Source organism: Streptomyces sp. 5K101, from assembly GCF_046506645.1.
Lineage (GTDB): Bacteria > Actinomycetota > Actinomycetes > Streptomycetales > Streptomycetaceae > Streptomyces.
The window spans coordinates 448,847-475,219 of record NZ_JBKFFO010000002.1 but is presented as its reverse complement, the minus strand read 5'-3'; the positions used below and the strand labels follow the sequence as shown (position 1 = coordinate 475,219).

General features: G+C 72.6%; 19 protein-coding genes and 2 pseudogenes. 10 read left to right on the top strand and 11 right to left on the bottom strand.

All coding sequences use genetic code 11. The annotated features are described in order from the left end of the window. Positions 1-3 precede the first annotated feature (3 nt). Positions 4-1,584 (top strand): amidohydrolase, encoded by a 1,581-nt coding sequence (locus ACLB9X_RS05105; RefSeq protein WP_410359148.1) that lies wholly within the window; start codon positions 4-6, stop codon positions 1,582-1,584. A gap of 113 nt (positions 1,585-1,697) precedes the next feature. Next, positions 1,698-2,231, top strand: a complete 534-nt coding sequence (locus tag ACLB9X_RS05100; RefSeq protein WP_410358998.1) for a GNAT family N-acetyltransferase — start codon at positions 1,698-1,700, stop codon at positions 2,229-2,231. A 69-nt stretch (positions 2,232-2,300) separates the two neighbouring features. Here ACLB9X_RS05100 and ACLB9X_RS05095 read toward each other — a convergent pair. The 5 genes and pseudogenes from ACLB9X_RS05095 to ACLB9X_RS05075 form a co-directional block, all read right to left on the bottom strand. Next, positions 2,301-2,561: pseudogene (locus ACLB9X_RS05095) on the bottom strand (aminotransferase class III-fold pyridoxal phosphate-dependent enzyme); the annotation flags it as partial. Positions 2,562-2,722: 161 nt separating this feature from the next. Beyond that, a complete protein-coding gene (gene argB / locus ACLB9X_RS05090; RefSeq protein ID WP_410358997.1) occupies positions 2,723-3,700 on the bottom strand; it encodes an acetylglutamate kinase in 978 nt (325 codons plus the stop codon). Then, a complete protein-coding gene (gene argJ / locus ACLB9X_RS05085; protein ID WP_410358996.1) occupies positions 3,697-4,848 on the bottom strand; it encodes a bifunctional glutamate N-acetyltransferase/amino-acid acetyltransferase ArgJ in 1,152 nt (383 codons plus the stop codon). The genes argB and argJ overlap by 4 nt, the downstream gene beginning before the upstream one ends. Positions 4,849-4,967: 119 nt before the next feature. Continuing rightward, the gene (gene argC / locus ACLB9X_RS05080; protein ID WP_410358995.1) at positions 4,968-6,005 is read right to left on the bottom strand and encodes an N-acetyl-gamma-glutamyl-phosphate reductase; all 1,038 of its coding nucleotides are present in this window, start codon (positions 6,003-6,005) and stop codon (positions 4,968-4,970) included. Positions 6,006-6,111: 106 nt separating this feature from the next. Continuing rightward, positions 6,112-6,831: a DUF2470 domain-containing protein gene (locus ACLB9X_RS05075; RefSeq protein WP_410358994.1), complete on the bottom strand. Its 720-nt coding sequence runs from the start codon at positions 6,829-6,831 to the stop codon at positions 6,112-6,114. A 230-nt stretch (positions 6,832-7,061) separates the two neighbouring features. Between ACLB9X_RS05075 and ACLB9X_RS05070 the strand changes: the two are divergent. Beyond that, positions 7,062-8,020 (top strand): annotated as a pseudogene (locus ACLB9X_RS05070) (FAD-dependent oxidoreductase); the annotation flags it as partial. A gap of 70 nt (positions 8,021-8,090) precedes the next feature. Here the strand turns inward: ACLB9X_RS05070 and ACLB9X_RS05065 are convergent. The 5 genes from ACLB9X_RS05065 to ACLB9X_RS05045 form a co-directional block, all read right to left on the bottom strand. Next, positions 8,091-9,740 carry an FAD-dependent oxidoreductase gene (locus ACLB9X_RS05065; protein WP_410358993.1) on the bottom strand — a complete coding sequence of 550 codons (1,650 nt, stop codon included), beginning with the start codon at positions 9,738-9,740 and terminating at the stop codon, positions 8,091-8,093. Between the two features lie 89 nt (positions 9,741-9,829). Further along, positions 9,830-10,756, bottom strand: a complete 927-nt coding sequence (locus ACLB9X_RS05060) for an AurF N-oxygenase family protein (protein WP_410358992.1) — start codon at positions 10,754-10,756, stop codon at positions 9,830-9,832. 403 nt (positions 10,757-11,159) lie between these two features. Beyond that, positions 11,160-13,481, bottom strand: coding sequence for an FtsX-like permease family protein (locus ACLB9X_RS05055; protein ID WP_410358991.1), 2,322 nt, complete (start codon positions 13,479-13,481; stop codon positions 11,160-11,162). 2 nt (positions 13,482-13,483) lie between these two features. Beyond that, positions 13,484-14,215 (bottom strand): ABC transporter ATP-binding protein, encoded by a 732-nt coding sequence (locus ACLB9X_RS05050; protein ID WP_410359147.1) that lies wholly within the window; start codon positions 14,213-14,215, stop codon positions 13,484-13,486. 293 nt (positions 14,216-14,508) lie between these two features. Continuing rightward, positions 14,509-15,015 (bottom strand): PadR family transcriptional regulator, encoded by a 507-nt coding sequence (locus tag ACLB9X_RS05045; RefSeq protein ID WP_410358990.1) that lies wholly within the window; start codon positions 15,013-15,015, stop codon positions 14,509-14,511. Positions 15,016-15,183: 168 nt separating this feature from the next. Between ACLB9X_RS05045 and ACLB9X_RS05040 the strand changes: the two genes are divergently transcribed. The 6 genes from ACLB9X_RS05040 (at position 15,184) to ACLB9X_RS05015 (ending at position 24,445) form a co-directional block, all read left to right on the top strand. Next, entirely contained in the window at positions 15,184-16,455 is a 1,272-nt protein-coding gene (locus tag ACLB9X_RS05040) for an ABC transporter substrate-binding protein (protein ID WP_410358989.1), read from the top strand. Positions 16,456-16,667: 212 nt separating this feature from the next. Continuing rightward, positions 16,668-18,347: a glycoside hydrolase family 13 protein gene (locus ACLB9X_RS05035; protein ID WP_410358988.1), complete on the top strand. Its 1,680-nt coding sequence runs from the start codon at positions 16,668-16,670 to the stop codon at positions 18,345-18,347. A 28-nt stretch (positions 18,348-18,375) separates the two neighbouring features. After that, positions 18,376-19,707 (top strand): ABC transporter substrate-binding protein, encoded by a 1,332-nt coding sequence (locus ACLB9X_RS05030; RefSeq protein WP_410358987.1) that lies wholly within the window; start codon positions 18,376-18,378, stop codon positions 19,705-19,707. A 10-nt stretch (positions 19,708-19,717) separates the two neighbouring features. Further along, entirely contained in the window at positions 19,718-21,049 is a 1,332-nt protein-coding gene (locus ACLB9X_RS05025) for a carbohydrate ABC transporter permease (protein ID WP_410358986.1), read from the top strand. Further along, entirely contained in the window at positions 21,046-21,975 is a 930-nt protein-coding gene (locus tag ACLB9X_RS05020) for a carbohydrate ABC transporter permease (protein WP_410358985.1), read from the top strand. The genes ACLB9X_RS05025 and ACLB9X_RS05020 overlap by 4 nt, the downstream gene beginning before the upstream one ends. Positions 21,976-22,225: 250 nt before the next feature. Next, positions 22,226-24,445 (top strand): NADP-dependent isocitrate dehydrogenase, encoded by a 2,220-nt coding sequence (locus ACLB9X_RS05015; protein ID WP_410358984.1) that lies wholly within the window; start codon positions 22,226-22,228, stop codon positions 24,443-24,445. A 192-nt stretch (positions 24,446-24,637) separates the two neighbouring features. On the opposite strand, the gene ACLB9X_RS05010 is transcribed toward ACLB9X_RS05015, so the two are convergent. Next, positions 24,638-25,561 (bottom strand): glutamate ABC transporter substrate-binding protein, encoded by a 924-nt coding sequence (locus ACLB9X_RS05010; RefSeq protein WP_410358983.1) that lies wholly within the window; start codon positions 25,559-25,561, stop codon positions 24,638-24,640. Between the two features lie 384 nt (positions 25,562-25,945). Between ACLB9X_RS05010 and ACLB9X_RS05005 the strand changes: the two genes are divergently transcribed. After that, on the top strand, positions 25,946-26,335 hold the full coding sequence (locus ACLB9X_RS05005; RefSeq protein ID WP_410358982.1) for a hypothetical protein: 390 nt from the start codon (positions 25,946-25,948) through the stop codon (positions 26,333-26,335). Positions 26,336-26,373: the final 38 nt, after the last annotated feature.

Here is a 26,373-nt window from a genome sequence, read left to right as displayed (position 1 = left end):
ATGATGCTGTGCACGAGGCTGACGAACGCGCGCATCCTCACCATGGACCCGGACCACCCCGTCGCCCACGACCTGGGTGTCTGGCGGGGCCGGATCGTGGGCCTGGACGAGGCCGTGACCTCCCTGCCCGCGCGCGAGGTCGTCGACCTCCAGGGCGCCACCGTGCTGCCCGGGTTCATCGACAGCCATGTCCACCTGGCGTGGACCGGGATGAAGGCCACCACCCCGACCATCGCACCGTGCCGGCGCGTCGAGGACGTGCTCGCCGTCGTGGCGGACGCCGCCTCCCGCAACGGCCGGCCCGGCGCCTGGGTCGACGTCATGGGATACGACCAGCGGACCCTGGGCCGCCACCTGACCGCCGCCGAGCTGGACCGGGTCAGCCACGGCCGCAAGGTCTTCCTGATGCACGACTCCGGACACGGCTGCATCGTGAACAGCGCCGTCCTGGACCTGCTTCCGGCCGGCGTCCCGCACGAGAACGGCTTCCTGGCGGAGAGCGCGATGACCGCCGCCCGGCGGCTGCGACTGCCGTACGCGCAGGAGGAACTCGCCGACGCGATCGAACACGCCGGCCGCGCCTGCCTCGCCGAAGGGGTGACCGCCGTGGCCGAGGCGGGCATCGGGGGCGGCCTGCTGGGCAACAGCCCGGTGGAGCTCGGCGCCTACCAACTGCTGCGGGACCAGGGCCGACTGCCCCTGCGGGTCCAGCTCATGGCGGCCGGCGACACGCTCCGGCCCGTCGCGGCCCACCGGAACGACGGGATCCCGCGCGCCCTGGACCTCGGCCTGCGCACCGGCTTCGGAGACGACTGGCTGTCGCTGGGAGCGCTGAAGATCTACACCGACGGCGGCATGATGGCCCGTACCGCCGCGCTCACCTCCCCATACGAGGGCATGACCCACGCCGGGCAGCTCCAGGACGACCCCGACCGGCTCGCCGGCCTCATCGTGGACGGGCACCTAGCCGGCTGGCAGCTCGCCGTCCACGCCATCGGCGACCGCGCCGCCGACCTCGCACTCGACGCCCTGGAGCGGGCGCAGGACCTGCGGCCCCGCCCGGACGCGCGCCACCGGATCGAGCACGCCGGGCTGATCCGTCCCGACCAGCTCCCGCGCTTCGCCCGACTGGGTGTCAGCGCGGTCGTCCAGCCCAACTTCCTGCGCTACTTCGGCGACGACTACGCGGCCGTGATGGGCGAGGAGCGGGCGCCCTGGATGTACCGGGGCCGGGGCTTCCTCGACCACGGCGTCACGCTCGTCGGCAGCTCGGACCGGCCCGTCGCCGACGGATCGCCGCTGCGGGCCGTCCAGTTCATGGTCGAGCGCGCCTCCGCCTCGGGCCGGCTGGTCGGCCCCGACGAGGGCATCACCGTCGACGAGGCCCTGCGCGCGTACACCGTCGCCGGTGCGTACGCCTGCCGGTGGGACGACAGCGCGGGCAGCCTCACGCCGGGCAAGCGCGCCGACCTCGTCGTGCTGGGCGACGACCCGCACGTCGTCGACCCCTCCCGGATCGGTGACATCGAGGTCGTGGCGACGTTCGTGGACGGACGCGAGGCGACGCAGGAGGGACACGGGTGACGACCCGACTTGGCCGTTGAAATAGGTAAGGCTACCCTTACCTTGACTCTTCACCGGGGCCGCGCGGCGATGCAACCGGCCCTCGCACACGGTGAAACCGAGGAAGGAAAGCCTTGATCACGGCCACACCGCGTCCCGCCACGCTGCCGGAACGCGCCCTCCCCTCACCCGACTTCCCCCGGTTCTCCGTCCGGTCCGCACGGCCCGACGACGCCGCCGCACTCGCCGCACTCTCCCGGCCGTTCGCGCGCTCGGGAGCACTGCGCGAGCGTTCCCAGGCCCAGTACGCCTCCCAGGCGCCCGACTTCCTCGTCGCCGAGGCCCCCGACGGCAGCCTCGAAGGGTGCCTGGGGCTGAGCGTCCACCCCGCCGGCACGCCCGCCGGCCGGCCCGCAGCCGGAGTCGTCTACAACTTCTGCGTCGCAGGGCACCGGCAGGGATGCGGCACGGGAGCCCGGCTGCTGCACGCCGCGCTGGCGAGGGCGCGAAACCGTTCGCTGCGGACCCTGTTCACGGCGACGACCGGCAGCGGCCGGCTCTTCCTCCGGCACGGCTTCCAACCGGTCTGCCCGAGCCTCGCACCGGCAGCCTGGACGCAGACCCTGGACCCCCGCCGCAACGCACGCGTTCTGGCCCGCGCAGTGTGAGGCCACGGAGTACGCGCGCGGGCCCGGGAGCCGAAACGGCTCCCGGGCCCGCACCCTGTGCGTGGCGCCTCAGGCGTCGAGGATCTCCGGCAGGCCATCACAGTTCATCGACCTGATCGTCCGTCACCCTCAGGGCGAGTGCCGGCCGCACGGTGCCCGGGCCCGCCGCGTTGACGAGGAACCCCGCGTCCTGCGCGGCCCGTTGGACGAGGGCGGCGACCGGCTCGGTGAGCACGACGCCCAGGAGAAGGCCGCGCCCCGCACCTCGGCGACCCTCGGGTGCTCCAGCGCCTCGATGCCCCGGCGCAGCCGCTCACCCACCCGCGCGACCGGCGCCCCCAGTGCGCCCGTGGAACCCGCGCTCCGTGGCGACCAGGTATGAACGCCCGTGCTGCCCTCGCCCCGGACCAGAGCCAGCGGGGGAGTGGCCTACGTGTCCATCATGACCGCGCGCCGGCGGTCGGTGAGCGGTGTCGCGAGGTCGCGGGTGGTCACGCGCCGTCCTCCCCGGCCTCGGGCCCGGGGTCGGGAACCACGGTCGTGCCCGGAGCGTGCTCGGCGAAGACGCTACGCAGCAGCGCGTGCGGTACCCGGCCGTCGATGACCTGGGCCCTGGCGACCCCCGCGCGTACCGCCCGCAGACAGCCCTCCATCTTCGGGAGCATGCCGCTCGTGAGCTGCGGCAGCAGCGCGTCCAGTTCACCGGCGGTCATGCGGCCGATCACCTCGGTGCTCCGCGGCCAGTCCGCGTACAGCCCCTCGACATCGGTCAGCACCACCAGCCGTTCCGCGCCGAGGGCCACGGCCAGCGCGGAGGCCGCGAGATCGGCGTTCACGTTGTAGACCTCCCCGTCCGCTCCGCGCGCGACGGGCGAGACCACGGGGATGCGGCCCTCGTCCAGCAGTGTGCGTACGGTGCCGGGTTCCACGGCCACGACCTCTCCGACGAGACCCATGTCCACCGGCCGGCCGTCCACCCACGCGGAGCGCCGCACGGCGGTCATGGTGTGCGCGTCCTCGCCCGACAGCCCGACGGCGAACGGCCCGTGGGCGTTGAGCGCGCCGACGAGTTCCCGCTGGACCTGTCCTGTCAGCACCATGCGGACCACGTCCATGGTCTCCGGCGTGGTGACCCGCAGGCCCGCCTCGAAGCGGACCTCCAGGTCGAGGCGGTCCAGCATGGCGCTGATCTGCGGTCCGCCGCCGTGCACGACGACGGGGCGCAGCCCCGCGTGCCACAGCTCCACGACGTCCTGGGCGAAGGTCCGGTGGAGCGCGGGGTCCACCATGGCGTTGCCGCCGAACTTGACGACGACCGTCCGGCCCTGGAGTTCCTCCAGCCAGGGCAGCTCGGCAGGGGCCGGTTCGGCGGCCGACTCGGCCGTGGCGCCGTCGGCGGGCTCGGCGGTGGCGTCGAGCCCGCTGAGGGAGAGCCGTCGGCCCGTCTGTGTCGTCCCGTGCCCGCTCATGAGCTGTACGCGCTGTTCTCGTGGACGTACTCGGCCGTGAGGTCGTTGGTCCAGATCGCCGCGGAGGACTCGCCCGAGCGCAGATCCACCGTCACCGTGACCCGGCGCCCCGACAGATCGACCTTGTCCCGCGACTCGCCCGCCGCGCCGTTCCGGCACACCCAGATGTCGTTGATCGCCACGTCCAGACGGTCAGGGTCGAAGGCGGCGGACGTCGTGCCGATCGCTGACAGCACCCGGCCCCAGTTCGGGTCCTCCCCGTGCAGCGCGCACTTGAGGAGGTTGTTCCGGGCCACGGACCGGCCCACCTCGACCGCGTCCTGCTCCGATGCCGCGCCGACGACCGTCACCTCGATCTCCTTCGACGCGCCCTCGGCGTCCGCCACCAGTTGCCGGGCCAGGTCCAGGCACACCGCGTGCACGGCCTCGGTGAATTCCTCCGGATCGGGTACGACCCCCGAAGCGCCCGAGGCGAGCAGCAGGACGGTGTCGTTGGTCGACATGCAGCCGTCCGAGTCCACCCGGTCGAAGGTGGTGCCAACCGCCGTGCGGAGCGTCGGGTCCAGTACGGCCGCGCTCACATCGGCGTCCGTGGTGAGAACGACCAGCATCGTGGCGAGACCCGGGGCGAGCATGCCCGCCCCCTTCGCCATGCCGCCCACCGTCCAGCCGGGCCCGGACACGACAGCGGTCTTGTGCACCGAGTCCGTCGTCTTGATGGCGACGGCCGCGTCCTCGCCGCCCTGTGACGACAGCAGATCTCCGGCGACGCCGATGCCCGCCATGACGCGGTCCATCGGCAGCCGCACGCCGATGAGGCCGGTGGAGCACACCGCGACCTCGTCCGGGTCCACGTCCACCACCCGTGCCGTGTGCTCGGCCATCAGCCGCGCGTCGACGGCACCCGCCTCCCCCGTACAGGCGTTGGCGCCACCGGAGTTGAGGACGACGGCCGATATGCGGCCGTCCTCCAGGGCACGCCGGGACCAGCGGACGGGAGCGGCCTGGACGCGGTTGGAGGTGAAGACGCCGGCGGCGGCGCGCGACGGCCCCCGGTTCACCACCAGGGCCAGATCGCGATCACCGGACTCCTTGATGCCGGCGGCCACACCGCTCGCAAGGAATCCCCGGGCAGCGGTCACACTCACTGTCTTTCTCCGTTCCCCCAGAGCTGATGCCTGGGTGGTTCCCCCAACGCCCGCGTACCGAGGAGGTGCGGGCATCGCTGTCGTCCGCGGGCCGGCGGCTGCGCCGGCGCCTGCGTCACTCACGGAGCCACTCCATTCGTGGGCAGGCCCAGCCCTTCCGGCAGGCCGAGGGCGACATTCAAGCTCTGCACCGCGCCACCCGCGGTGCCCTTCGTCAGGTTGTCGATGGCGCTCACGCAGATCAGCCGGCCGGCCTCCGGGTCCACGGCGATCTGCACCTGGGCGGTGTTGGAGCCGAGCACGGCGGCGGTCGAAGGCCACTGCCCGGGCGGCAGCAGCCGTACGAACGGCTCGTCGGCGTAAGCCGCTTCGTACACGGCGCGCACCTCGTCGGGCCCGGCGGCCGCCACGTCCGGGCGGAGGCGGGCCGAGCAGGTGGCGAGGATGCCCCGGGGCATGGGAGCCAGCGTCGGGGTGAAGGAGACCGTGACGTGTTCACCCGCCACCCGGGAGAGGTTCTGCGTCAGCTCGGGCGTGTGGCGGTGGCCGCCCCCGACTCCGTACGGGCTCATGGAGCCCATCACCTCGGCGCCGAGCAAGTGCGGCTTGAGCGCCCGTCCGGCGCCCGACGTCCCGCTGGCCGCGACGATCACGGCCTCCGGCTCCACCAGCCGGGAGGCGTAGGCGGGGAACAGCGCGAGGGTCACCGCCGTGGGGAAGCAGCCGGGTACGGCGATCCGCAGTGCACCCCTCAACTCCTCGCGCGTACCGGGAAGTTCGGGCAGTCCATAGGGCCAGGTCCCGGCGTGGGCGGAGCCGTAGAAGCGTTCCCAGGCCGCCGCGTCGCGCAGCCGGAAGTCCGCTCCGCAGTCCACGATCAGTGTGCCGGGGGCCAACTCGCGTGCGACAGCGGCCGACCGGCCGTGCGGCAGGGCCAGGAAGACCACGTCGTGACCGCCCAGGGCGGCCGCCGACGTCTCGTCGAGGACTCGGTCCGCGAGCGTTGCGAGCTGCGGCTGTACGGAGGCGAGTGACCGGCCCGCGCTGCTGTGCGCGGTCACCACGCCGATCTCCACACCGGGATGCGACTGAAGCAGGCGGAGGATCTGCCCGCCCGCGTAGCCGCTGGCACCGGCCACCGCGACCCTTACGGTCATGTTCTTCCGTCTCTCTCGGTACGTATGGCGGCTGCCGTCGCGGGGTGGGCACCGCGGGCCGCCGTCCCGGGGAATCGCGCCGAAGCGGGCGTGCATCCGCCCACGTTCAACCGGCCGCGGGATGCCGGTGGTGTCCGCAGCGGGGTGCCGTGAGGAGCCGCCGGACCTGCTCCCCGGCCTCGGCGGCGTCCCGGGCCGTGGCCGGGAACAGCAGGCGCAGGTCGCAGTGGCCTTCGCGGTACTCGCAGCGCAGGGTGATGCCGTGCCGGTCCACGGCGAGGGGCATGACCCGCAGCACGCCGTGCGGCAGTCGTGACCCGGCGAGGACGACCAGATCCGCCACCATGTCCTCGTGGGCGTCGGCGAGATGCGTCAGCATCGCGGCCTCCTCGACGGCGAGCGGGTCGGGTTCGGCGAGGGCGAACTCGTCCAGACCGACGTCCTGGGTTCCGGCGGCGGTCCGCAGCGTCACGCGCGCCAGGTCGAGGCGCAGCGCGTCGCCCTCCTGCGGCTCCGCGGGGGCGAGCCGGCCGGAGATGGTCACCCTGGCCCGCACGCGTTCACGGAGCGCGGTCGGCGCGATGTCGGTGAACTCCAGCAGGGCGGCGAGGCTTCCGTGCGGCGCGGCGGCGACCTGGGCGCGCAGCGGGCTGTCCGCCTGGGGATGGAGAGTGACCCGCCCGTTGACGTCCACGGAATGCATGCCGATCAGGTCGTCGGTCTGCCTGTCCGTGGTGAGCGACAGGGAGACTGCCCTGGCCAGTACGGAGCGGACGCGTTCCGCCGCCGTCTGCTCGGGCAGGGCGATGTCGGGGGCGGCACTCAAGGCAACTCTCCTCGGGGGCGGGTCGGTCGGGACGGCTCCGGTCCGAGGCGGCGTGAAACCATGCCCCCTCGTTGAGGTAAGGCTAACCTAACTTGTACGCCCTCCGTGCGTCCATCCCTCACAGCACGGCGAAGTGCCACGTGCGGGCGCCGGCCGGGCCGGCCCCTCGGTGAACGTTCATTCGCGGGGCGCCTGCGAGGCCGGATCTCGGCCGGAGATCACCCAGCTGCCGGGTGGGCGCTCTCACCCTCGCGGAGGGCCGTCCTGCCTGGGTCACCGGCGTACAGGTGGGCGCGGAGACGCACCAGGCGGATCTGGTCGTCGATACGGCCGGTCGTCGCTCGGCCGTTCCCGCCTGGCTGATCGCGGCCGGCTGCCGCCCGCCCGTGGTCGACAGCCACCGCACCGGGATCGCGTATCTGTGCCGCTGGTACCGCCTGTGTGCCGGCGGCCCGCGTGACCCCGGGCGGGTCAAGACCGGCTCGGCCGCACCGTTCGCGCTCGCCGGCGTCTTCCCTTCCGACAACGACACCTTCGCGCTGAGCCTGGTGCTCTCCACGGGTGATCCGACCCGCGGCGCGCTCACCGACCCCGCCGTGTTCGAGGCCGTCGCCCGCCGCTTCCCCGCCACCGCCGCCTGGCTCGACCTGGCCCCCCAACCACAGACAGCCGTCCTGGCGATGGCCGGCCTGGACAACCGCTGGACCTCCCTCGTCGACGACGACGGACCTGTCGTCACGGGCCTGGTCAACGCCGGGGACAGCCTCGTCCACACCAACCCCACCCTGGGCCATGGCGTGGCCCTCGGCCCGCGCGCCGCCCAGCACCTCGCCGCCCATGTCGAACAGATCGCCGCGGACCCCATCGGCTACCACACCTGGACGGCACAGGCCCTCCGCCCGTGGTTCGACGCGCAGGTGACGGCCGACCGCGGCAACGAGCAACGCTGACCGAGAGTTCACCGTCCTCGGACCGGCGGGCTGCTGCCCTGGCCGCCTGTGCCTTCGACGATCCCGTCGTCATGCGAGCCCGAGCCCAGGTACGCCATCTGCTGCGACCGGCCGATGACGCCTACGGCACCGACGAGGTGGACCGGCACGTCACCGCCTGGCTCGCCGCCCGCCCGGACTTCTCGCCCACGCACGACGGCCCGACCCGAGACCAGTGGGATGCACTCATCCCCGGCTGAGCGCCTGCCCGGCACCTCATCGCGCGGCGTGCCCCCGGAGCCCGTGCGTCGTCCCACGACCCGTGACGCCTCAGCGCGACAGCACCCAGCGGCCGCCCTTCGCCGCGGCGACCAACTCGCGCACCGTGGCCAGCTTGACCCGCGGCCGGCCGGCGCGGCGGCCCCGGGTCAGTTCGGCGCGCTCGATCGCGGCCAGGCCGCGGGCGTCGACGACCTGGCGGTTGCGGCGCCGGGCGAGGCGGTGGAACGCCTTCGGCGGGGCAGTCGGCGTGGGCAGCGAGCCCGCGACGGCATCGGCGAGGAGCGTGCCGATGGTCTCGGCGGCACACGTACGGTTCGCGCCGATCCCGCCCGAGGGCCCACGCTTGATCCAGCCCACGACGTACGTCCCCGGCCGGCCGGTCACCCGGCCCGCCTCGTGCGGGACGGTGCCGGTGTCCTCGTCGAACGGCAGCCCGGCGACCGGGACTCCGCGATAACCGACCGCCCGCAGCAGCATGCCGGCCGCGATCTCCTGCTCGCCGGAGCCACTCGTGACGCGCACGGCACGGACCGCCTCCTCGCCGAGCACCTCCGCCGCCGAGGAGTGGAACCGGAACACGATGCGCCGCCCCGGCGCGGGCGGAAGCGAGAAGTCGACACGGGCGCGGCTCACGCCCTGGAGCACCGCGGCCTTGTCCTGCGGCCCTGCCGCTTCGATCGACGCGCCGGTCCGCGCGTCGTGGTCGTCGACGACCAGCTCCACACCCTCCAGGTGCTTGAGCGCGAGCAGTTCGGACCTCGTGTACGCCGCGTCCTCGGGACCGCGGCGCCCCAGCAGCACCACCTCGCGCACCGAGCCCACCCGCAGGGCCGTCAGGGCGTGGTCCGCGATGTCGGTGCCGGCCAGCGCGTCCGGGTCCGCGACCAGGATGCGGGCGACGTCGAGGGCGACGTTGCCGTTGCCGACCACGACCACGCGCTCGGCGGACAGGCCGACCGCGTCGGGCGCGACCTCCGGGTGGGCGTTGTACCAGGCGACGAACGCCGTCGCGGAGATGCTGCCGGGCAGGTCCTCGCCGGGGATCCCCAGCCGGCGGTCGGCGGAGGCGCCCACGGCGTAGACGACCGCGTCGTGGTGCGCCGCGAGCTCCTCCACACTGATGTCCCGGCCGACGTCCAGGCCCAGGTGCATGCGCACGCGGGGGTCCGCGTGAAACCGCCTGAAGGTGTCGCCGACCTTCTTGGTCGCGGGGTGGTCCGGCGCCACCCCGTACCGGACGAGGCCGCCGGCCACCGGGAGCCGGTCCACCAGCGTGACCTCGGCGTTGGTGTGCCGCAGCAGGTCCTCGGCGGCGTACATGCCGGCCGGGCCCGTGCCGACGACCGCGACCCGGATCGGCGCGAAGTCGGACGGCAGGCCGCGGTCGAAGGACGGCTCGCCCCAGGAGTGGAAGTTCGGTCCGTCGTCGGCCGGTCGGGGCTCCTGGCCCTCGAAGTACTCCGCGTTGATCCGGGCGTACTCCTGCTGCGCGGCGGACAGGCTGTCCACCGGGAAGATCGCGTCCACCGGACAGGCGTCGGCACAGGCGCCGCAGTCGATGCACGACGCCGGGTCGATGTGCAGCATCTCCGTACCGCCGAAGGCGCGCTCCTGCGGCGTCGGGTGGATGCAGTTGACCGGGCACACGGCAACGCAGGTGGCGTCGCTGCAGCAGGTCTGGGTGATGGCGAAGGTCATGTCGTCAGCTCAGTTCGGCTCGGGTCGGCTCAGTTCGGTACGGGTCGGCTCGGGTCGGGCTCTGTCGGGCGCAGCTCGGTCCGGCGCGGTCAGATCAGGTTCGCGCGCTTGTAGAACATGAGGGCCGGCCTGGTGAGCAGTCGGGACGAGGCCAGGAACTCCATGAGGCCCGAACAGCTGGAGCGCATCAGGGACTTGTGGTGCTCGTTGGCCTTCGCCTCGCTGACGGCGCGCTTCCTGTCGAGCCCGGCGTTCGGGTAGACGTCCTCGTTCACCATGCTGGAGACGATGACGTAGGACGCGACCGCGATGACGAAGGCGTGGATCTGGCGGCGCAGCCACCCGGCCTTCGCGAGGTGCCTGCGCGTCTCGTCGCGGGCGAACTTCATGTGCCGCGACTCCTCGACGACATGGATGTTGTTGATGGTGCGGACGAACGGCACGACCCGCTCGTCGCGCATCCAGTCGCGCTGCATCACGTCGAGGACCTCCTCGGCGACCAGGATCGCGGCGTACGCGGCCTCGCCGAACGCGACGGTCTTGAAGACCCTGCCCAGTTCGACCGCGATCCGGTGCGGGCGGTACGCCGGCGCCCCGAGCTTCTTCGCGCCACGGGCGAACATGATCGAGTGCCGGCACTCGTCGGCGATCTCGGTCAGGGCCCACTGGAAACCCGCCTGCGTCGGATCCTTGGCGTAGATGTCCCGGAGCACCATCTGCTGCAGGATCATCTCGAACCAGATGCCGGTGCTGGCGACCGACGCGGCCTCCTGCCGCGTCAGTTCCTTGCGCTGAGCATCGGTCAGCTCCCGCCAGTACGCCGTGCCGTAGAGCGTGCTCCACTCCGGGCTCGCCCCGTGGAAGTCCTTGTCCAGCGGCGTCTCCCAGTCCACCTCCCTGACCGGGTCGTACGACAGCGTCGCGGCCGAGTCGAGCAGGCGCCGGGCGACGTCGTGGCCGCGGTCCTCGTCCCGGGCCCCGTCCTGGATCTCCGGCCGAACGGTGCTGCTTGCCATGGTGCGGCTCCTCGATGCGGTGGGTGTGTTCCTTGTTCGCTGGTGCGGGGATGCGAGGTGCGTCGGGGCGACGAGTCGGCTGTGTGGGCCGTCGGCCGCGTCTCGTGCGCGCGGCGACCGGCGGCCCGCGAGATCACCGTCGCCGCCGCTTGTTAGACGGACCGTATAGTAAGAGGGCCGCTGCGGCCTACCCCCGAGTACGAAATCGTCAACGGCGGCCCGCACAGGGGGAGTGAGGACCGGGGCTTCACCAGGACGTACGGCTCCATGGACCGCATGCCGACGCGGTGCCACCGGCCGGATGTCCGACACGAGGGCACGGGAACGGTGTCCGCGACGGCCGAGCCGCACTCCGCGCGGAGCCCCGGCCGGCCCGGCCGCCCGAGTCAGCCGGCGCGGTTGCTCACAGCGTCTCGCTCAGCGAGTCGGCCAGCCTCCGACGTGCCGTGCGCGTCGCGGGAACCGAGGCCGCCGCCACCGCGCCGAGCACCGCCGCGGCGATCAGCGCCGACAGCACCGGGAGCGGCGGCAGTTGCGCGATGCCCGCGCCCATGCCGCCCGCACCGCCCTGGGCGTCCACCAGACGGCGGCCCACCACGGCGCCCACCGTCGTCCCGAGAACGGCGGACAGCAGCGCGGTCAGCCCGGCCGCCGTCACGATCACCGCCCCGATCTGCCGGGGCGTCAGGCCGATGGCCTTGAGGGCGAGCAGGTCGCGGCCCCGGTCGCGTACGCCCGTACCGATCAGCGTCAGCAGCTCGATCAGGCCGATCAGCGCGAGGACCGCGATCAGCGCGGCGATCACCGCGCGCGCCGGTTCCAGCCGGTCCGCCGGGTTGGGCGTCTCCCGGATCTCCAGCGCGCCGCCCCCCGCCTCGGCGAGCTCCGCGCTCACCGCGCGCGGGTCGGCGCCGTCGCGCAGGACCAGCGCGTGGAAGGCGGGGCGCAGCCCGGGATCGCGCTCGCGCAGGGTGTCGACGGTCGTCGAGACGATCCGGCCGCCGGACTCCGGTTCGATGCTGCGGCCGACGATGTGGAGGATCTGCGGCCGTCCCTCGACCGTCATCCGCACCCAGTCGCCCACGCGTACGCCGAGCAGGTCCAGCAGCCCCTGTCCTGCGACCGCCTCGTCGGGGCCGTCGGGGGCCCGGCCCTCCACCACGGCCGACGGGAACGGCTCACGTGCGGTGCCGAGTCCGCGCAGCGTGATGGTGCCGGTCTGGCCCGGCACGAGGGCCGCCGTCTCCACACCGGGATGGACCGCGGTCACGTCGTCGACGCCGGCGAGGATGCGCTCCAGCTCCGCCTCGCTCGGACCGCCCGGCTGCTCGGCCCGTACGGTCAGGGCGGCCGGAAGTCCCACCCGGTCGGGGTGGCTGCGGAACTGGTCCAGGGTCGACCAGGTGACCAGCGCGACGGTGATCAGCACCAGCGGCAGGGCGAGGCGGAGCACCGCCGCCACCGCGCCGCCCCGGCGCGCGAAGGCGGCGCGCGTGCCGAGCACGAGGGCGGGCGGCACCCGCAGGCCGAGTGCACGCCTGCCGAGCGCGGTCATCGGCGCGGCGGTCGGCAGCGCCGCGCGCGCCACGGGGACCGGAGGCACACGTCCGGCACGCCAGGCCGCGAGGCCGGTCGCGACCGCGATGAGCAGCACCGCCCCGCACGGCAGCCCGATCAACAGGGCCGCGTGACCGGGCAGGTCCTGCCACAGGGCCACCGCGTCACCGATCCGGCCCGGTATCCGCGAGCCCAGCAGGGCGATCGCGAGCGTGCCGAGCGCGACGCCCAGCAGCGCGAAGGCGAGGTGCTGCACGAGGAAGCCGCGGACCACCTGGCCCGGTGTGAACCCCACGGCCTTCAGCACCGCGATGTCCCGGAGCTGGCCGCGCACCCGTGCGGCGATAGCGCCCGACGCGGCCAGAGCGGCGGCCAGCAGCGCGCCCGTCCCGAACACGGCGAACAGCTGGCCCAGCAGCCGGTCGTCGCCGCCCGCCTCGGCCCGCGCCTGCTGCCACTTGGTGACCTGGGCGACGCGGTCCGCGCCGAGGAGCGTCACGGCGCGCTGGACGGTGAAGTCGGTGTCGTCCGGGTCGTCCAGCCGCAGGCCCACGGTCTGCCCGCCGCTCTTGGGGGCGATCTCGTCGAGCGTGCCGGGCAGCACCCAGCCGATGCCCGGCTCGCCGCCCGGCCGGTAGTGCGGCTCCGCGGCCTCCGCGATGCCCGCGACCCGCAGGGTGCTCGTCGCACCTTCCGGTCCGGCGACCCGCAGGGTGTCGCCCGGCTCCGCCCACAGGGCCCGGGCGAGCGACGTCTCCAGTACGACGGCGGCCGCGCCGCCGTCGCCCGGCGGCGTGAGCCAGCTGCCCGAGGTGACGAGCGGCCGGGCGGTCTGCGGGGGCCGTGGGCCGGTCGCGCGCAGTTCGAGGCCCGCCCGTGCGCCGCGCGACTCGACCGTGGTGGTCGCGGTGCGGTACGGGCCGGAGAGCGCGGCCACGCCGTCGAGCCGGGACAGGCCGGTGGTGTCGGCCCCGGCGCGGGTGTGCAGCCAGATGTGCGCCCCCTGGGACTGGTTGAAGACCCGTTGCCAGGGGTTGGCGGCGTAGCCGAACAGGGCACCGGCCAGGAGCAGGGAGGCGATGATCCCGGCACTGGCGAGGACGACGAAGAGGGCCTCGCCGCGGTGTGCCCGGAAGTCGGCGTGCGCCCAGCGCAGGGTGGCGCGCACCGTCACTCCCTCAGTTCGAGTACGCCGGAGACGCCGCCGCCCGGGGCGCGGTGCCCGGTGTCGAGCACCGCGTCGTCGGCGACGCGCCCGTCGAAGAAGCTGATGACACGGTCGGCGGCGCTCGCCATCCGGGCGTCGTGGGTGACCATCAGGATCGTCTGTCCGCGCTGGTGGAAGCGGGACAGCAGCCGCAGCACCTCGCGGGTGCCCTTGCTGTCGAGGCTGCCGGCGGGCTCGTCGGCCAGCAGCAGCGCGGGGTGGTTGACGAGTGCCCTGGCGAGTGCGACGCGCTGCTGCTCGCCGCCGGACAACTCGCCCGGCATGGACTTCTCCCGGCCTTCCAGCCCGAGCTCGGCGAGCAGTTCGGCCCGGGAGGCGCGGGCCGACCGGGGCGACGCCCCGGCGAGCAGTGCGGGCAGTTCCACGTTGTCGGCGACGGTCAGGTTGGAGACGAGGTTGAAGAACTGGAAGACGATGCCGATGCTGCGGCGGCGCAGCACCGCCCAGCGGGCCTCCCGGTAGGTGTCGACCCGCTCGCCGCCGATCCACAGCCGCCCGCTGTCGGGCCGCTGCAGCCCGCCGATCAGATGCAGCAGCGTCGACTTCCCGGCGCCCGAGGGCCCCGTGACGGCGACGAACTCCCCGGGCCGTACGGTCAGGTCCACCCCGCGCACGGCGTGCACGGCGGCACCCTCGCCGTGGTGGGTCTTGGTCAACCCCTCAGCCCGCACGATGGGCGCGCACTCACCCGCGCGGGTCGCGTCTCCGACCCCTGCGGTGCGACGGCCTTCCGCGCGGGGCGCGGGTCCCTCACGTCCGCTGGGGCGGCCCGGCGCGCCCGCGTGCGCGGCACCGGCGTCCGTGTCGGGCTGGCCGCCCGGAGCGTCCGCGTGCGGCATGGGTCCCGCACCCGCGGCAGGGCGGCCCTCCGCGCGGGGCGCGGGTCCCGCACCCGCGGTGGCGCGGCCCTCCGCAGCGTCCCCGTGCGGCGAGCGCCCCTCGGCCGCGCCGGACGGCGCGTCGTCGCTCATTCCAGCTCCTCCTGACAGCGTTCCAGCCAGTCGAGGTCGGCCTGCAGATGCAGCATGGCTCCCTCGATCAGCAGCTGGGAGACCTTGTTGTCCCGGTCCTCGGACGCGGCCAGCTTCGACAGCTCCCGCATGGTGTTGAGGTACTGCCGCCGCTGCCTGTTGATCAGGACGATCGGGTCGGCGAGCCCCGACTCCGGCGCGAGCGCGAGCTTCATGAAGAACTCGTCCCGCACCCGCGGCTCGTCGGCGGTCTCCTCGAACCAGGCCAGCACGGCCTCGCGCCCGGCATCGGTGAGCCGGTACGTCCGTTTGTTGGGCCGACCCGACTGCTCGACGTCCTCGCCGTCGATCAGGCCGCTCTTCTCCAGCCTGCCGAGGGTGACGTAGATCTGGCCGACGTTCGGCTGAGGGTACGCGGCGCCCAGGAGCTTCTCAAGGTCCTGCTTGAGCTCGTAGCCGTGCGCGGGGCCACGGGTGAGGAGTGCCAGGAGCGGCAGCCGCACGCGCTCCCCCTCCCTCCCGCTGCGTAGTCTGCTGTTGGTGAGGCAGTGGGATGTCCGGACCGCCCGGCCGCCCACTCTGCCTGGGCCTCTAGTATCGCCCATGCCTAACGGGTATATATAGGCCACTATGGTCGGCGGCGCAGCCGGATCGTGCACCGGGAGGAACCTATGCGGTGGATGCGTGCCGCGGGTAGGGGACTCCTCGCCGCGGCGGTGGTCCTTGCGGGATACGCGGGGTTCGACGCGCGCGCCGGGGGAGCGGAGCCCGCCGGCCGGGGTCCCATGACTTTGGTGACGGCCGGCGACCTGACCGGCTACCTCCCGCCGCTGCTGGAGGACTGGAACGAGGAGCACCCCGGCGAACGCGTGGCGCTCGTCGAGCTGCCGGACTCGGCCGACGAGACCCGTGCCCAGATGATCAGCGAGCTGCGCTCGGGCAGCGACCGGTTCGACGTACTGAACATCGACGTGGCCTGGACCTCGGAGTTCGCCGCGGCGGGGTGGATCGCGCCGCTCGAGCGCGACCGCGTCCCCCTGGACACGTTCCTGCGTCCCGTGGTCGACACCGCGACCTTCGACGGGCGGCTGTACGCCGTGCCGTACGTGACCAACGCCGGGCTGCTCTACTACCGCAAGGACGTCCTGGACCGTGCGGGCGTGAAGCCGCCGCGCACCTGGGCGGAGTTGGCCCACCAGGCCCGCACCCTCGCGCCGCGCCACGGACTCGACGGATACGCGGGCCAGTTCCTGCCGTACGAGGGGCTGACCGTCAACGTCACGGAGGCGGTGCACTCGGCGGGCGGCTCGATCCTGCGGGACGACGGCGAACGGGTCACCGTGGACTCGGACGCGGCGCGGGCCGCCTTCTCCTTCCTCGCGGACGGCGTGCGCGAGGGCTGGATCCCCCGCGACGCCCTCGGCTACAAGGAGGAGGAGTCCCGCCGGGCGTTCCAGGACGGCCGGCTGCTGTTCCTGCGCAACTGGCCCTACGTCCACGCCGACGCGAGCGCGAAGGACTCGAAGGTGGCCGGGCGGTTCGGCGTGGTGCCCCTGCCCGGTCCCGACGGACCGGGCACCAGCGTGCTCGGCGGCTCCAACCTGGCGGTCAGCAGCCATGCGCGCCACCCGGAGTCGGCCGCGGACCTGATCGCGTACCTCACCAGCGAACGCGTCCAGCGGAAGGTGCTGACCGAGGGGTCCCTGCCGCCGGTGCGCGCCGCGCTGTACGAGGATCCGGCGCTGATCGCCGCGCATGCCTATCTGCCGACGCTGCGCCGGAGCGTGCTGTCGGCCGTGCCGCGCCCCAAGTCCGCGCGCTACGACCAGGTGAGCCTCGCCGTGCAGGCGGTGGCGCAGGACGTCATGGCACTGCGCCAGACGCCCGAGCAGGCCGTCGCGCGGCTCGCGCGCGAGCTGGGTGACATCTCCCGCACCGGCTGAGCCCATCGTCATCTCCCTCAGGAGCCTCTACTTACATGTTAAGTAGAGGCTCCTGCGTAGTGAAGTCCACATAGTCGGGCAAAAGCCCCCAGCTTTCCAGTGTTTACGGACGCATCGTTGACACCTCGGCGTCATGGCTACTTAACATGCATGCATAACAGCGCACCCGATCCGGGGCGCTCTCGCATTCAGCAGAAACAGGTCGACGCGAGATGCTCAGCACGCTTCCGGCCGGCATCGGCCACCCCTCCCGCAGCTCCGCCACTCCCGAACCGTGGTGGCGCGACGCGGTGATCTACCAGGTGTACGTCCGCAGCTTCCTCGACAGCACGGGGGACGGGATAGGCGACCTGGCCGGCGTCCGTGCCGGGCTTCCCTACCTGCGGAAACTCGGCGTCGACGGCATCTGGCTCAGCCCCTTCTACCCCTCGCCGCAGCACGACCACGGCTATGACGTCGCCGACTACTGCGACGTCGACCCCGTCTACGGCGACCTCGCCGAGTTCGACCGGCTGGTCGCCGACGCCCGCAGGCTCGGGCTCAAGCTGCTGCTCGACATCGTCCCCAACCACTGCTCCAGCGAGCACCCCTGGTTCCGCGCGGCCCTCGCCGCCGCCCCCGGCAGCCCGGCCCGCTCCCGGTTCCACTTCGCCCCCGGCCGCGGCGCGGACGGCGCCGAGCCGCCCAACAACTGGCGCGCCATGTTCGGCGGCCCCGCCTGGAGCCGGACCACCGAGCCCGACGGGACGCCCGGCGAGTGGTACCTGCACCTGTTCACCCCCGAGCAGCCCGATCTCAACTGGCGCGAGCCGGCCGTCGGCGACGAGTTCGAGCGGGTGCTGCGCTTCTGGCTGGACCGCGGTGTGGACGGCTTCCGCATCGACGTGGCGGCCGGTCTCTACAAGCACCCCGACCTGCCGGACTCCGACGACCCCGAAGCCGACGAGCGCTCCCGCGACTCGGTCAACCCCCTCGCCTGGAACCAGCCGGAGGTCCACGACGTGTGGCGCCGCTGGCGCGCGGTGTGCGAGGAGTACGCCGCACGCGACGGTCACGAGCGGCTGCTCGTCGGCGAGGTCTCCGTGCCGACCGCACGCGAGCACGCCCTGTACGTCCGGCCCGACGAACTGCACCAGGCGTTCTTCTTCGACCTGCTCAGCGCCCCCTGGGACGCCGAAGCCTTCCGTTCGACGATCGACGAGGCCGTACGCGACATCGCCGGCACCGGCTCCACCGTCACCTGGGTGCTCAACAACCACGACCAGGTTCGCACGGTGACGCGGTACGCGGGCGAGCCCGGCGTCGAGGGCAGCGGACTCGGCGCCGCACGCGCCCGGGCCGCCGCCCTGCTGATGCTGGCCCTCCCCGGCGCCGCGTACGTCTATCAGGGGGAGGAGCTCGGGCTGCCCGAGGTCCTCGATCTGCCGGACGAGGTCCTCACCGACCCGATCTTCCACCGCACCGGCAGCCGCAAGCACATCCGCGACGGCTGCCGCGTCCCGCTGCCCTGGTCCGGCCACGCTTCCCCGTTCGGCTTCAGCCAGGGCGAGGCCGGGGCCCGGCCGTGGCTGCCGCAGCCCGAGTGGTTCGCGGCGCACGCCACGGACCGGGCCCTCGCCGACACCCGCTCCTTCTGGCACCTGTACCGCGAGGGCCTGCAGCTGCGGCACAGCCTCCCGCAGTTGGGCGAGGGCACACTCCGCTGGCTCGACGCGCCCCCGCACGTGCTCGCCATGGTCCGCGGCGACGGGCTGGTCTGCGCGGTCAACTTCGGCACCGAGCCCGTCCCCGCCCCCGTGAGGGGCACCCCCCTGCTGTCCAGCGGCCCCTGCCCCGACGGTGTACTCCCCGGAGCGACCGCCGCGTGGTGGACCGCCGACCCCACCTCCTGACCCGCCCCACCCTCGGAAGGACATCACCATGCGACGACTCTCGAAGACGACCCGGCGGACGGCGACGACGGTCTCGGCGGCCCTCGCCGTCGCCCTGACCGCCACCGCCTGCGGCGGTACCACCGGCCCCGCGAGCGGCGGCGAACTCAGCGGCCAGACCGTGACCGTGGCCGGTGTCTGGACCGGCAGCGAGCAGAAGAACTTCAAGAAGGTGCTGGACGCCTTCACCGAGAAGACGGGTGCCAAGACCGTCTTCGTGCCCTCCGGCGACAACGTCTCCACCTTCGTCGGCAGCAAGATCGAGGGCGGCAACGCCCCCGACGTGGTGATGGTCCCGCAGGTCGGCGTGCTGCAGCAGTTCGCCGCCGAGGGCTGGCTCAAGCCGCTGTCGGACAAGACCGAGAAGTCGGCCACCGACGGCCTCGCCCCCGTCTGGAAGAACTACGGCACGGTCGACGGCACCTACTACGGCCTCTACTTCAAGGCGGCCCACAAGTCGACCGTCTGGTACAGCCCGGAGGCGTTCACCCAGGCCGGCGTCACGGAGCCCAGCTCGTGGAGCGGCCTGCTGGAGGCCGGCCGCACCCTCTCCGACTCCGGCCGCCCCGGCTTCGCCATAGCCGGCGAGGACGGCTGGACGCTCACCGACTGGTTCGAGAACGTGTACCTCTCGCAGGCCGGACCCGAGAAGTACGACCAGCTCGCCCAGCACAAGATCAAGTGGACGGACGACAGCGTCGTCAAGGCGCTGACCACCCTGGCCGAGGTGTTCAAGGACAAGCAGCTCGTCGCCGGCGGCGCCCAGGGCGCGCTGAGCACCGACTTCCCCGCCTCCGTCGAGCAGGTCTTCGGCCCCGAACCGAAGGCGGGCATGGTCTACGAGGGCGACTTCGTCGCGGGCGTGGCCAAGGACGAGTTCGGCCGGAAGCCGGGCGAGGACGCCAAGTTCTTCCCCTTCCCCGGGGTCGGCGCCGGGGAGCCGCCGGTGGTCAGCGGCGGCGACGCGGCGGTCGTCCTCAAGGAGGGCAAGAACGCCGAGGCCGGGATGCGGCTGCTGGAGTTCCTGGCGACGCCCGAGGCCGCGGAGGTGTGGGCCGGCGCGGGCGGCTTCCTCTCGCCGAACAAGGACGTCAGCCTCGACGCGTACGGCGACGACGTGACCCGCAAGACCGCCGAGTCGCTGATCGGCGCGGGCAACTCGGTCCGCTTCGACATGTCCGACCAGGCGCCCGCCGCCTTCGGCGGCACCAAGGGTGCGGGGGAGTGGAAGCTGCTCCAGGACTTCCTGCGCGACCCGTCCGACCCGAAGGCCACCGCGGCGAAGCTGGAAGCCGCGGCCGCCAAGGCCTACCGGAACTGAGGCCGCTTTCATGGCTGACACCCTCAAGGCCCGCGCCGCGGCGGACCGGCGGCGCCGGGCCCAGCGCAGGAAGCGCCGCCTCGCGGTCGTCTTCGTCCTGCCCGCACTGCTGCTCCTCGGTGCGCTCGTCGTCTACCCCGTCTGCTTCTCCGTCGGCCGCAGCCTGTTCGACGCGAGCGGGGACCGGTTCGTGGGCGCGGCGAACTACACCGAGATGTTCAGCGATCCGGCCACGCTCAGGGCCATCCGCAACAGCACCATCTGGGTCGTCGTCGCACCCGTCCTGCTGACCGGCCTCGGGCTGATGCTCGCCGTGCTCACCGAGAAGGTGCGCTGGGCCACCGCGTTCAAGCTGGTGCTCTTCCTGCCCATGGCCGTCTCCTTCCTCGCCGCGGGCATCGTCTTCCGGCTCGCCTACGAGCAGGACCCGGACCGGGGCGTGATCAACGCCGTCGTCGTCGGCGTCCACGACGCCTTCGAGGACCCGGCGGCGTACCCCACGGCCAGGGCCCGCGAGAACCAGGGCCTCGCCGGCGGCGCGGGCGGCCCGTACACCACCGAGGAGGCCGTGCACCCGGGACGGACCGTGACCCTCGGCTTCGTGGGCGTCGCCCCCGACGCCATGCCGGCCGGGGCGAAGGCCGCGGCCGTCAAGGAGCCGGGACCCGACGCGATCGGCGGAGTCGTCTACCTCGACTTCGCGCCGGGCGGCGGCGGTGCGCAGGGCAAGGTCGACCCGGCCGAGAAGGGCCTGCCGGGCATGACCGTCGAGGCCGTACGCGACGGGACGACCGCGGCCACCACGACGACGGCCGCGGACGGATCGTTCCGCTTCGCCGGCCTGGACGACGGCGCGTACACGCTCCGGCTGCCCGCGTCGAACTTCGCCACCCCCTACGAGGGCGTGAACTGGCTCGGCCCCGCCTTCGTGACGCCGGCGATCATCGGCGCCTACCTGTGGGTGTGGACCGGCTTCGCGATGGTGCTGATCGGCGCCGGCCTCGCCGCGATCCCGCGCGACGCGCTGGAGGCGGCCCGGATGGACGGAGCCACCGAGGGCCAGATCTTCCGCAAGATCACCGTGCCGCTGCTCGCACCCGTGCTCACCGTCGTCTTCGTGACCCTGGTGATCAATGTGATGAAGGTCTTCGACCTCGTCTGGATCATCGCGCCGGGACCGGTCCAGGAAGAGGCCAACGTACTGGCCACCCGCATGTGGCTGGTGTCGTTCGGCGGCGGCAACGACCAGGGGCTCGGCAGCGCGCTCAGCGTCCTGCTCCTCCTGCTCGTCGTCCCCGCGATGATCTTCAACGTCCGGCGGTTCAGGAGGAGCGGAGCATGAGCGGCCACAGCACCATCGAGCGCCCGCCCCTGGCCGAGGCTCCCGTCCCCACGGCGGTCCCGGCCGCGCCGAGCCGCCCCGGTCGGCGCGGCCGCCTGGTCAGGTGGCTGAACAGCGGGATCGTCCAGGCCCTGCTGATCGTCGTGGCCCTGGTCTGGATCACGCCACTGGCCGGGCTGTTCCTCTCGTCCCTGCGCTCGGAGCGGGACAACGCGTCCGACGGCTGGTGGACGGCGCTCGCCGACCCCTCCCAGCTGTCACTGGACAACTACACGGCGCTGCTGGAGGACTCCGGCATCACCGCCGCCTTCTGGAACACCGTCCTGATCTCCGTGCCCACCACGGTCCTGGTCGTCGGCATCGCCGCACTCGCCGGGTACGCCTTCGCCTGGCTCGACTTCCCGGGCCGTGACGCGATCTTCCTGGTGGTCGTCGGGCTGCTGGTGGTCCCCGTCCAGATCGGGCTGCTGCCCGTGGCCAAGCTGTTCGGCGCCATCGGACTGTTCGGCACGATCGCGGGCGTCGTCCTGTTCCACGTCGCCTACGGACTCCCGTTCGCGATCTTCCTGTTGCGGAACTACTTCGCCGAGATCCCGCGCGAGATGCTGGAGGCCGCCCGCATGGACGGCGGCAGCGAGTGGCGCATCTTCTCCCGCCTCGTGTTGCCGCTCGGCCGGCCGGCCCTCGCGAGCCTCGCCATCTTCCAGTTCCTGTGGGTCTGGAACGACATGCTCGTGGCGCTGCTCTTCGCCGACAGCGGATCCCAGCCGCTGACCGTCGCCCTGCAGTCCCAGATGCGGCAGTTCGGCAGCAACATCGGCGTGCTGGCCCCGGGCGCGTTCCTCTCGCTGGTGGTCCCGCTGGTGGTCTTCTTCGCCTTCCAGCGGCACTTCGTGCAGGGCGTGATGGCCGGGTCGGTCAAGTAGGACCGTCAGAGGCCGGCGTCGTCCGCCGCCGGGCGGACGACGCCGGCCCCCGCATGCGCCGGCCCCACGTGGGCGCGGGCGGATGGCCTCGGCCCCCGCGTGCGCTCGCCCTACGCGGGCGCGGGCCGGTCGGGACCGCCACCCTCCGGGGCGCCGATCACGACCGTGACGAGGCCCCTGTCGATCAGTGCCCGATCACGAGATATCTTGATGTCGAGCAATGTTGCAGACGTGGAGAGCGGAGCACCCGGTGACTGACTCGACCATCATCTATACGCACACTGACGAGGCGCCCGCCCTGGCGACGTACTCGTTCCTGCCCGTGGTCCAGGCGTACGCCTCGACGGCCGGTGTCACCGTGGAGACCCGTGACATCTCGCTCGCGGGACGGATCATCTCCCAGTTCCCCGAGTACCTCGAAGAGGGCCGGCGCATCGACGACGCCCTCGCCGAGCTGGGCGAGCTGGCCAAGACGCCGAGCGCGAACATCATCAAGCTGCCGAACATCTCGGCCTCGATCCCGCAGCTGAAGGCCGCCGTCGCCGAGCTCCAGGAGCAGGGCTACGCGCTGCCGGACTACCCGGACGACCCGAAGACCGACGAGGAGCGCGACATCCGCGCCCGCTACGACAAGGTCAAGGGCAGCGCCGTCAACCCGGTCCTGCGCGAGGGCAACTCCGACCGCCGCGCCCCCGCCTCGGTCAAGAACTACGCCAAGGCGCACCCGCACCGGATGGGCGCGTGGACCGCCGACTCGAAGACGAACGTCGCCACCATGGGCGTCGACGACTTCCGCTCCACCGAGAAGTCCGCGGTCGTCGCCGAGGACGGCACCCTGCGCATCGAGCTCAAGGGTGACGACGGCTCCACCACCGTGCTGCGCGAGTCCGTCCCCGTCCTCGCGGGCGAGGTCGTCGACGCGTCCGTCATGCGCGTCGCCGCGCTGCGCGAGTTCCTCACCGCCCAGGTCGCGCGCGCCAAGGCGGAGGGCGTGCTGTTCTCCGTGCACCTGAAGGCCACGATGATGAAGGTCTCCGACCCCATCGTCTTCGGCCACGTCGTGCGCGCCTTCTTCCCGAAGACCTTCGCGCAGTACGGCGAGGCGCTCGCCAAGGCCGGTCTCACCCCGAACGACGGCCTCGGCGGCCTCTTCAAGGGCCTCGAGGCCCTGCCCGAGGGCGCCGAGATCAAGGCGTCCTTCGACGCCGAGCTCGCCGAGGGCCCGGCCCTCGCGATGGTCGACTCCGACCGCGGCATCACCAACCTGCACGTGCCGAGCGACGTCATCGTCGACGCCTCCATGCCGGCCATGATCCGCACCTCGGGCCACATGTGGGGCCCCGACGGCCAGGAGGCCGACACCCTCGCCGTCCTCCCGGACAGCAGCTACGCGGGCGTCTACCAGGCCGTCATCGACGACTGCCGCGCCAACGGCGCCTACGACCCGGCCACCATGGGCTCCGTACCCAACGTCGGCCTGATGGCACAGAAGGCCGAGGAGTACGGCAGCCACGACAAGACCTTCGAGATCCCGACCACCGGCACCGTGCGCGTCGTCGACGCCGACGGCAACGCCGTGCTGGAGCAGGTCGTCGGCGCCGGCGACATCTTCCGCATGTGCCAGACCAAGGACGCCCCGATCAAGGACTGGGTGAAGCTCGCGGTCACCCGCGCGCGCGCCACCGGCGACCCGGCCGTCTTCTGGCTGGACGAGGGCCGCGCGCACGACGCGCAGCTGATCGAGAAGGTCACGGCGTACCTGTCGGAGCACGACACCGAGGGCCTGGACATCAGGATCCTGTCCCCGGTCGAGGCGACCAGGTTCTCCGTCGAGCGCATCCGCCGCGGCGAGAACACCATCTCCGTCACCGGCAACGTGCTGCGCGACTACCTGACCGACCTGTTCCCGATCCTGGAGCTGGGCACCAGCGCCAAGATGCTGTCGGTCGTCCCGCTGATGAACGGCGGCGGCCTCTTCGAGACGGGCGCCGGCGGCTCCGCCCCGAAGCACGTGCAGCAGCTCGTCAAGGAGAACTACCTGCGCTGGGACAGCCTGGGCGAGTTCCTCGCGCTGGCGGTCAGCTTCGAGCACCTCGCGACGACCACGGGCAACGCCCGCGCCAAGGTCCTCGCCGACACGCTGGACCGTGCGACCGGCACCTTCCTCAACGAGGACAAGTCGCCCAGCCGCAGGCTCGGTGGCATCGACAACCGTGGCAGCCACTTCTACCTGGCCCTGTACTGGGCGCAGGAGCTGGCCCGGCAGACCGTCGACGGGCGGCTCGCGGAGGCGTTCGGGCCCCTGGCCAAGACGCTGAGCGAGCAGGAGCGGACCATCGTCGACGAGCTGATCGCCGTCCAGGGCTCCCCGGCCGACATCGGCGGCTACTACCAGCCCGACCCGGCCAAGGCCGCGGCCGTGATGCGTCCCTCGGCCACCTTCAATCAGGCGCTCGCCACGCTCGGCTGACGCCGCCGCACCCCGATCCGCCCCGGCCGGCACCGCGCCCAGCCGGGGCGGACCCGTTGCCGGGCGCGGGCGGCTGTGCGCCTGCGACGGGGCGGCTCGTGCGCCACGACGGCGGCCGCACGACGAAGGGCAGCCGCACGACGAAGGGGCGGCCACCCGATGACCGGGTGGCCGCCCCTTCGTGACGGTGTCTCAGTAGCGTTCGACGAGCGGGGTACCGGCGTACTTGGAGCCCGACAGACCCAGCGTCGCGTCGTACGCCTTCTCGTGGTCGCCGCTCGCGTCGTGCGCCTCGATGGAGTCCGACACCGCGTTGCGCAGCGCCTTGTCGTCCTTGGCCATCCCGATGCCGTACGGCTCCTCGGTGAACGGGTTGCCGACGACCTTCAGCTTGTCCGGCGCCTGCGCCGCGTAGCCCATGAGGATGGCGTCGTCCGTGGTCACGGCGTCGACGTCGCCGTCGAGGAGCCGCTTGACGCACTCGCTGTACTTGTTCGTCTCGACGGTCCGGGTGTTGTACTCGGGCTTCTGGATCTCCCGCAGGGCGGTCGCGCCCTTGACCGAGCAGACCGTCTTGCCCTGGAGGGAGTACGGGCCGCCGATGGTGCGGTCGTCCTTGCGGACCAGCAGGTCGGCGCCGGCCATGAAGTACGGGCCGGCGAATCCGACCTTCTTCTTGCGCTCGTCGTTGATGGTGTACGTGCCGACGTACAGGTCCACCTCGCCGTTGGCGATGGCCGCTTCACGGCTGCGGGTGTCGATCGTCTTGAACTGGATCAGACGGGGCGCGAAGCCGAGGTCCGCGGCGACCATCTTGGCGATCTCGATGTCGAAGCCGGACCGCTGGCCGTTCTCGTCCTGGTAGCCGAGGAAGGGCTGGTCGTTCTTGACGCCGATCACGAGCTTGCCGGCCTCCTGCGCCCGGGCCAGGGTCGGGGAGTCGAACGAGACGTCCGTGGCGACCTTGTAGGTGGGCAGCTTGGGCTGGTCCAGGGAACGCGTGCTGCTGGACGGAGAGTCACCGGGGGAACTCTCCTCGCCGCTGCAGGAGGTGGCGGTGAGAGCGACCGCGATCACGGTGATCGCCGCGAACGTGGCCGGCTTACGGGACTTCATGGTGCGACATCCTCTGTTCCAACGATCCGGGGGAGCCTGTGACGCCCGTGGGGGCTGCGTGTTGCTCCCGCACCGAGACCGTGGTCCCTGATCCGCCGCTCTCGATTGTGAGGACCCTAGAGAAGGGGGTGCGGGTTCGTCACCACATCTGAGCTGAAATTGAGGATCACGGTCCGGACACGGCGGGGTGAAACCGGGGCGAACCGTGATGTCAACGGCGCGGTGGTCGGGGTCAAGGAGACGAGTCGCGCCATCCCGGGGAAAGCGCTGGTCGGAGGGTGTGGGCGGGGGGTGGTTCGCCCGGTTGTGGTGTGGCGTGTTGCGGCGGCGTCCGCCGGGCCCCTAAATGAGGCAAATCCCAAAAACCCCCGGATCGGATGGCTCATGGTGCTCACCCACACGCTCGACCGTGGCGTACTGGTCGTCACGCTCCACGGCGACGTCATGATCAGCGACCGCGCCACGGTGTCGCAGCAGCTCGCAGAAGTCGTCCGGTCCCATCTGCCGCGAGCCGTGGTGATCGAGCTCCGGACGTCCGTGATCAGCGCGGCGGCGCTCAGCGCCGTGCTGCGGGCGCACCGGCAGTGCGGCCAGGCGGGCATGACGCTGTCGGCGGTGGCCACGGTGGCGTCGGCGCGGCGGCTGCTCAAGGCCGGTACGGACGGCTCCGGCCTGCGCGTCTTCGCCCGCCGCGCCGACGCCGTCACCGCGGCGCTCACGCCCACCCTTCCCCCCACGCCGACGCCCCCGACGGCCACCCCGGCCCCGGCGTGACGGGCGGGGCCGGCGGGAGGCGATGCCGCGCCTCCGCC

Excerpts from the sequence above, each read along its gene's own strand:
- ACLB9X_RS05105 (WP_410359148.1), top strand. The coding sequence starts at position 4 with ATGCTGTGCACGAGGCTGACGAACGCGCGCATCCTCACCATGGACCCG.
- argB (WP_410358997.1), bottom strand. The coding sequence starts at position 3,700 with ATGAGCGGGCACGGGACGACACAGACGGGCCGACGGCTCTCCCTCAGC.
- argC (WP_410358995.1), bottom strand. The coding sequence starts at position 6,005 with ATGACCGTAAGGGTCGCGGTGGCCGGTGCCAGCGGCTACGCGGGCGGG.
- ACLB9X_RS05065 (WP_410358993.1), bottom strand. The coding sequence starts at position 9,740 with ATGACCTTCGCCATCACCCAGACCTGCTGCAGCGACGCCACCTGCGTT.
- ACLB9X_RS05060 (WP_410358992.1), bottom strand. The coding sequence starts at position 10,756 with ATGGCAAGCAGCACCGTTCGGCCGGAGATCCAGGACGGGGCCCGGGAC.
- ACLB9X_RS05040 (WP_410358989.1), top strand. The coding sequence starts at position 15,184 with ATGCGGTGGATGCGTGCCGCGGGTAGGGGACTCCTCGCCGCGGCGGTG.
- ACLB9X_RS05035 (WP_410358988.1), top strand. The coding sequence starts at position 16,668 with ATGCTCAGCACGCTTCCGGCCGGCATCGGCCACCCCTCCCGCAGCTCC.
- ACLB9X_RS05030 (WP_410358987.1), top strand. The coding sequence starts at position 18,376 with ATGCGACGACTCTCGAAGACGACCCGGCGGACGGCGACGACGGTCTCG.
- ACLB9X_RS05025 (WP_410358986.1), top strand. The coding sequence starts at position 19,718 with ATGGCTGACACCCTCAAGGCCCGCGCCGCGGCGGACCGGCGGCGCCGG.
- ACLB9X_RS05020 (WP_410358985.1), top strand. The coding sequence starts at position 21,046 with ATGAGCGGCCACAGCACCATCGAGCGCCCGCCCCTGGCCGAGGCTCCC.
- ACLB9X_RS05010 (WP_410358983.1), bottom strand. The coding sequence starts at position 25,561 with ATGAAGTCCCGTAAGCCGGCCACGTTCGCGGCGATCACCGTGATCGCG.
- ACLB9X_RS05005 (WP_410358982.1), top strand. The coding sequence starts at position 25,946 with ATGGTGCTCACCCACACGCTCGACCGTGGCGTACTGGTCGTCACGCTC.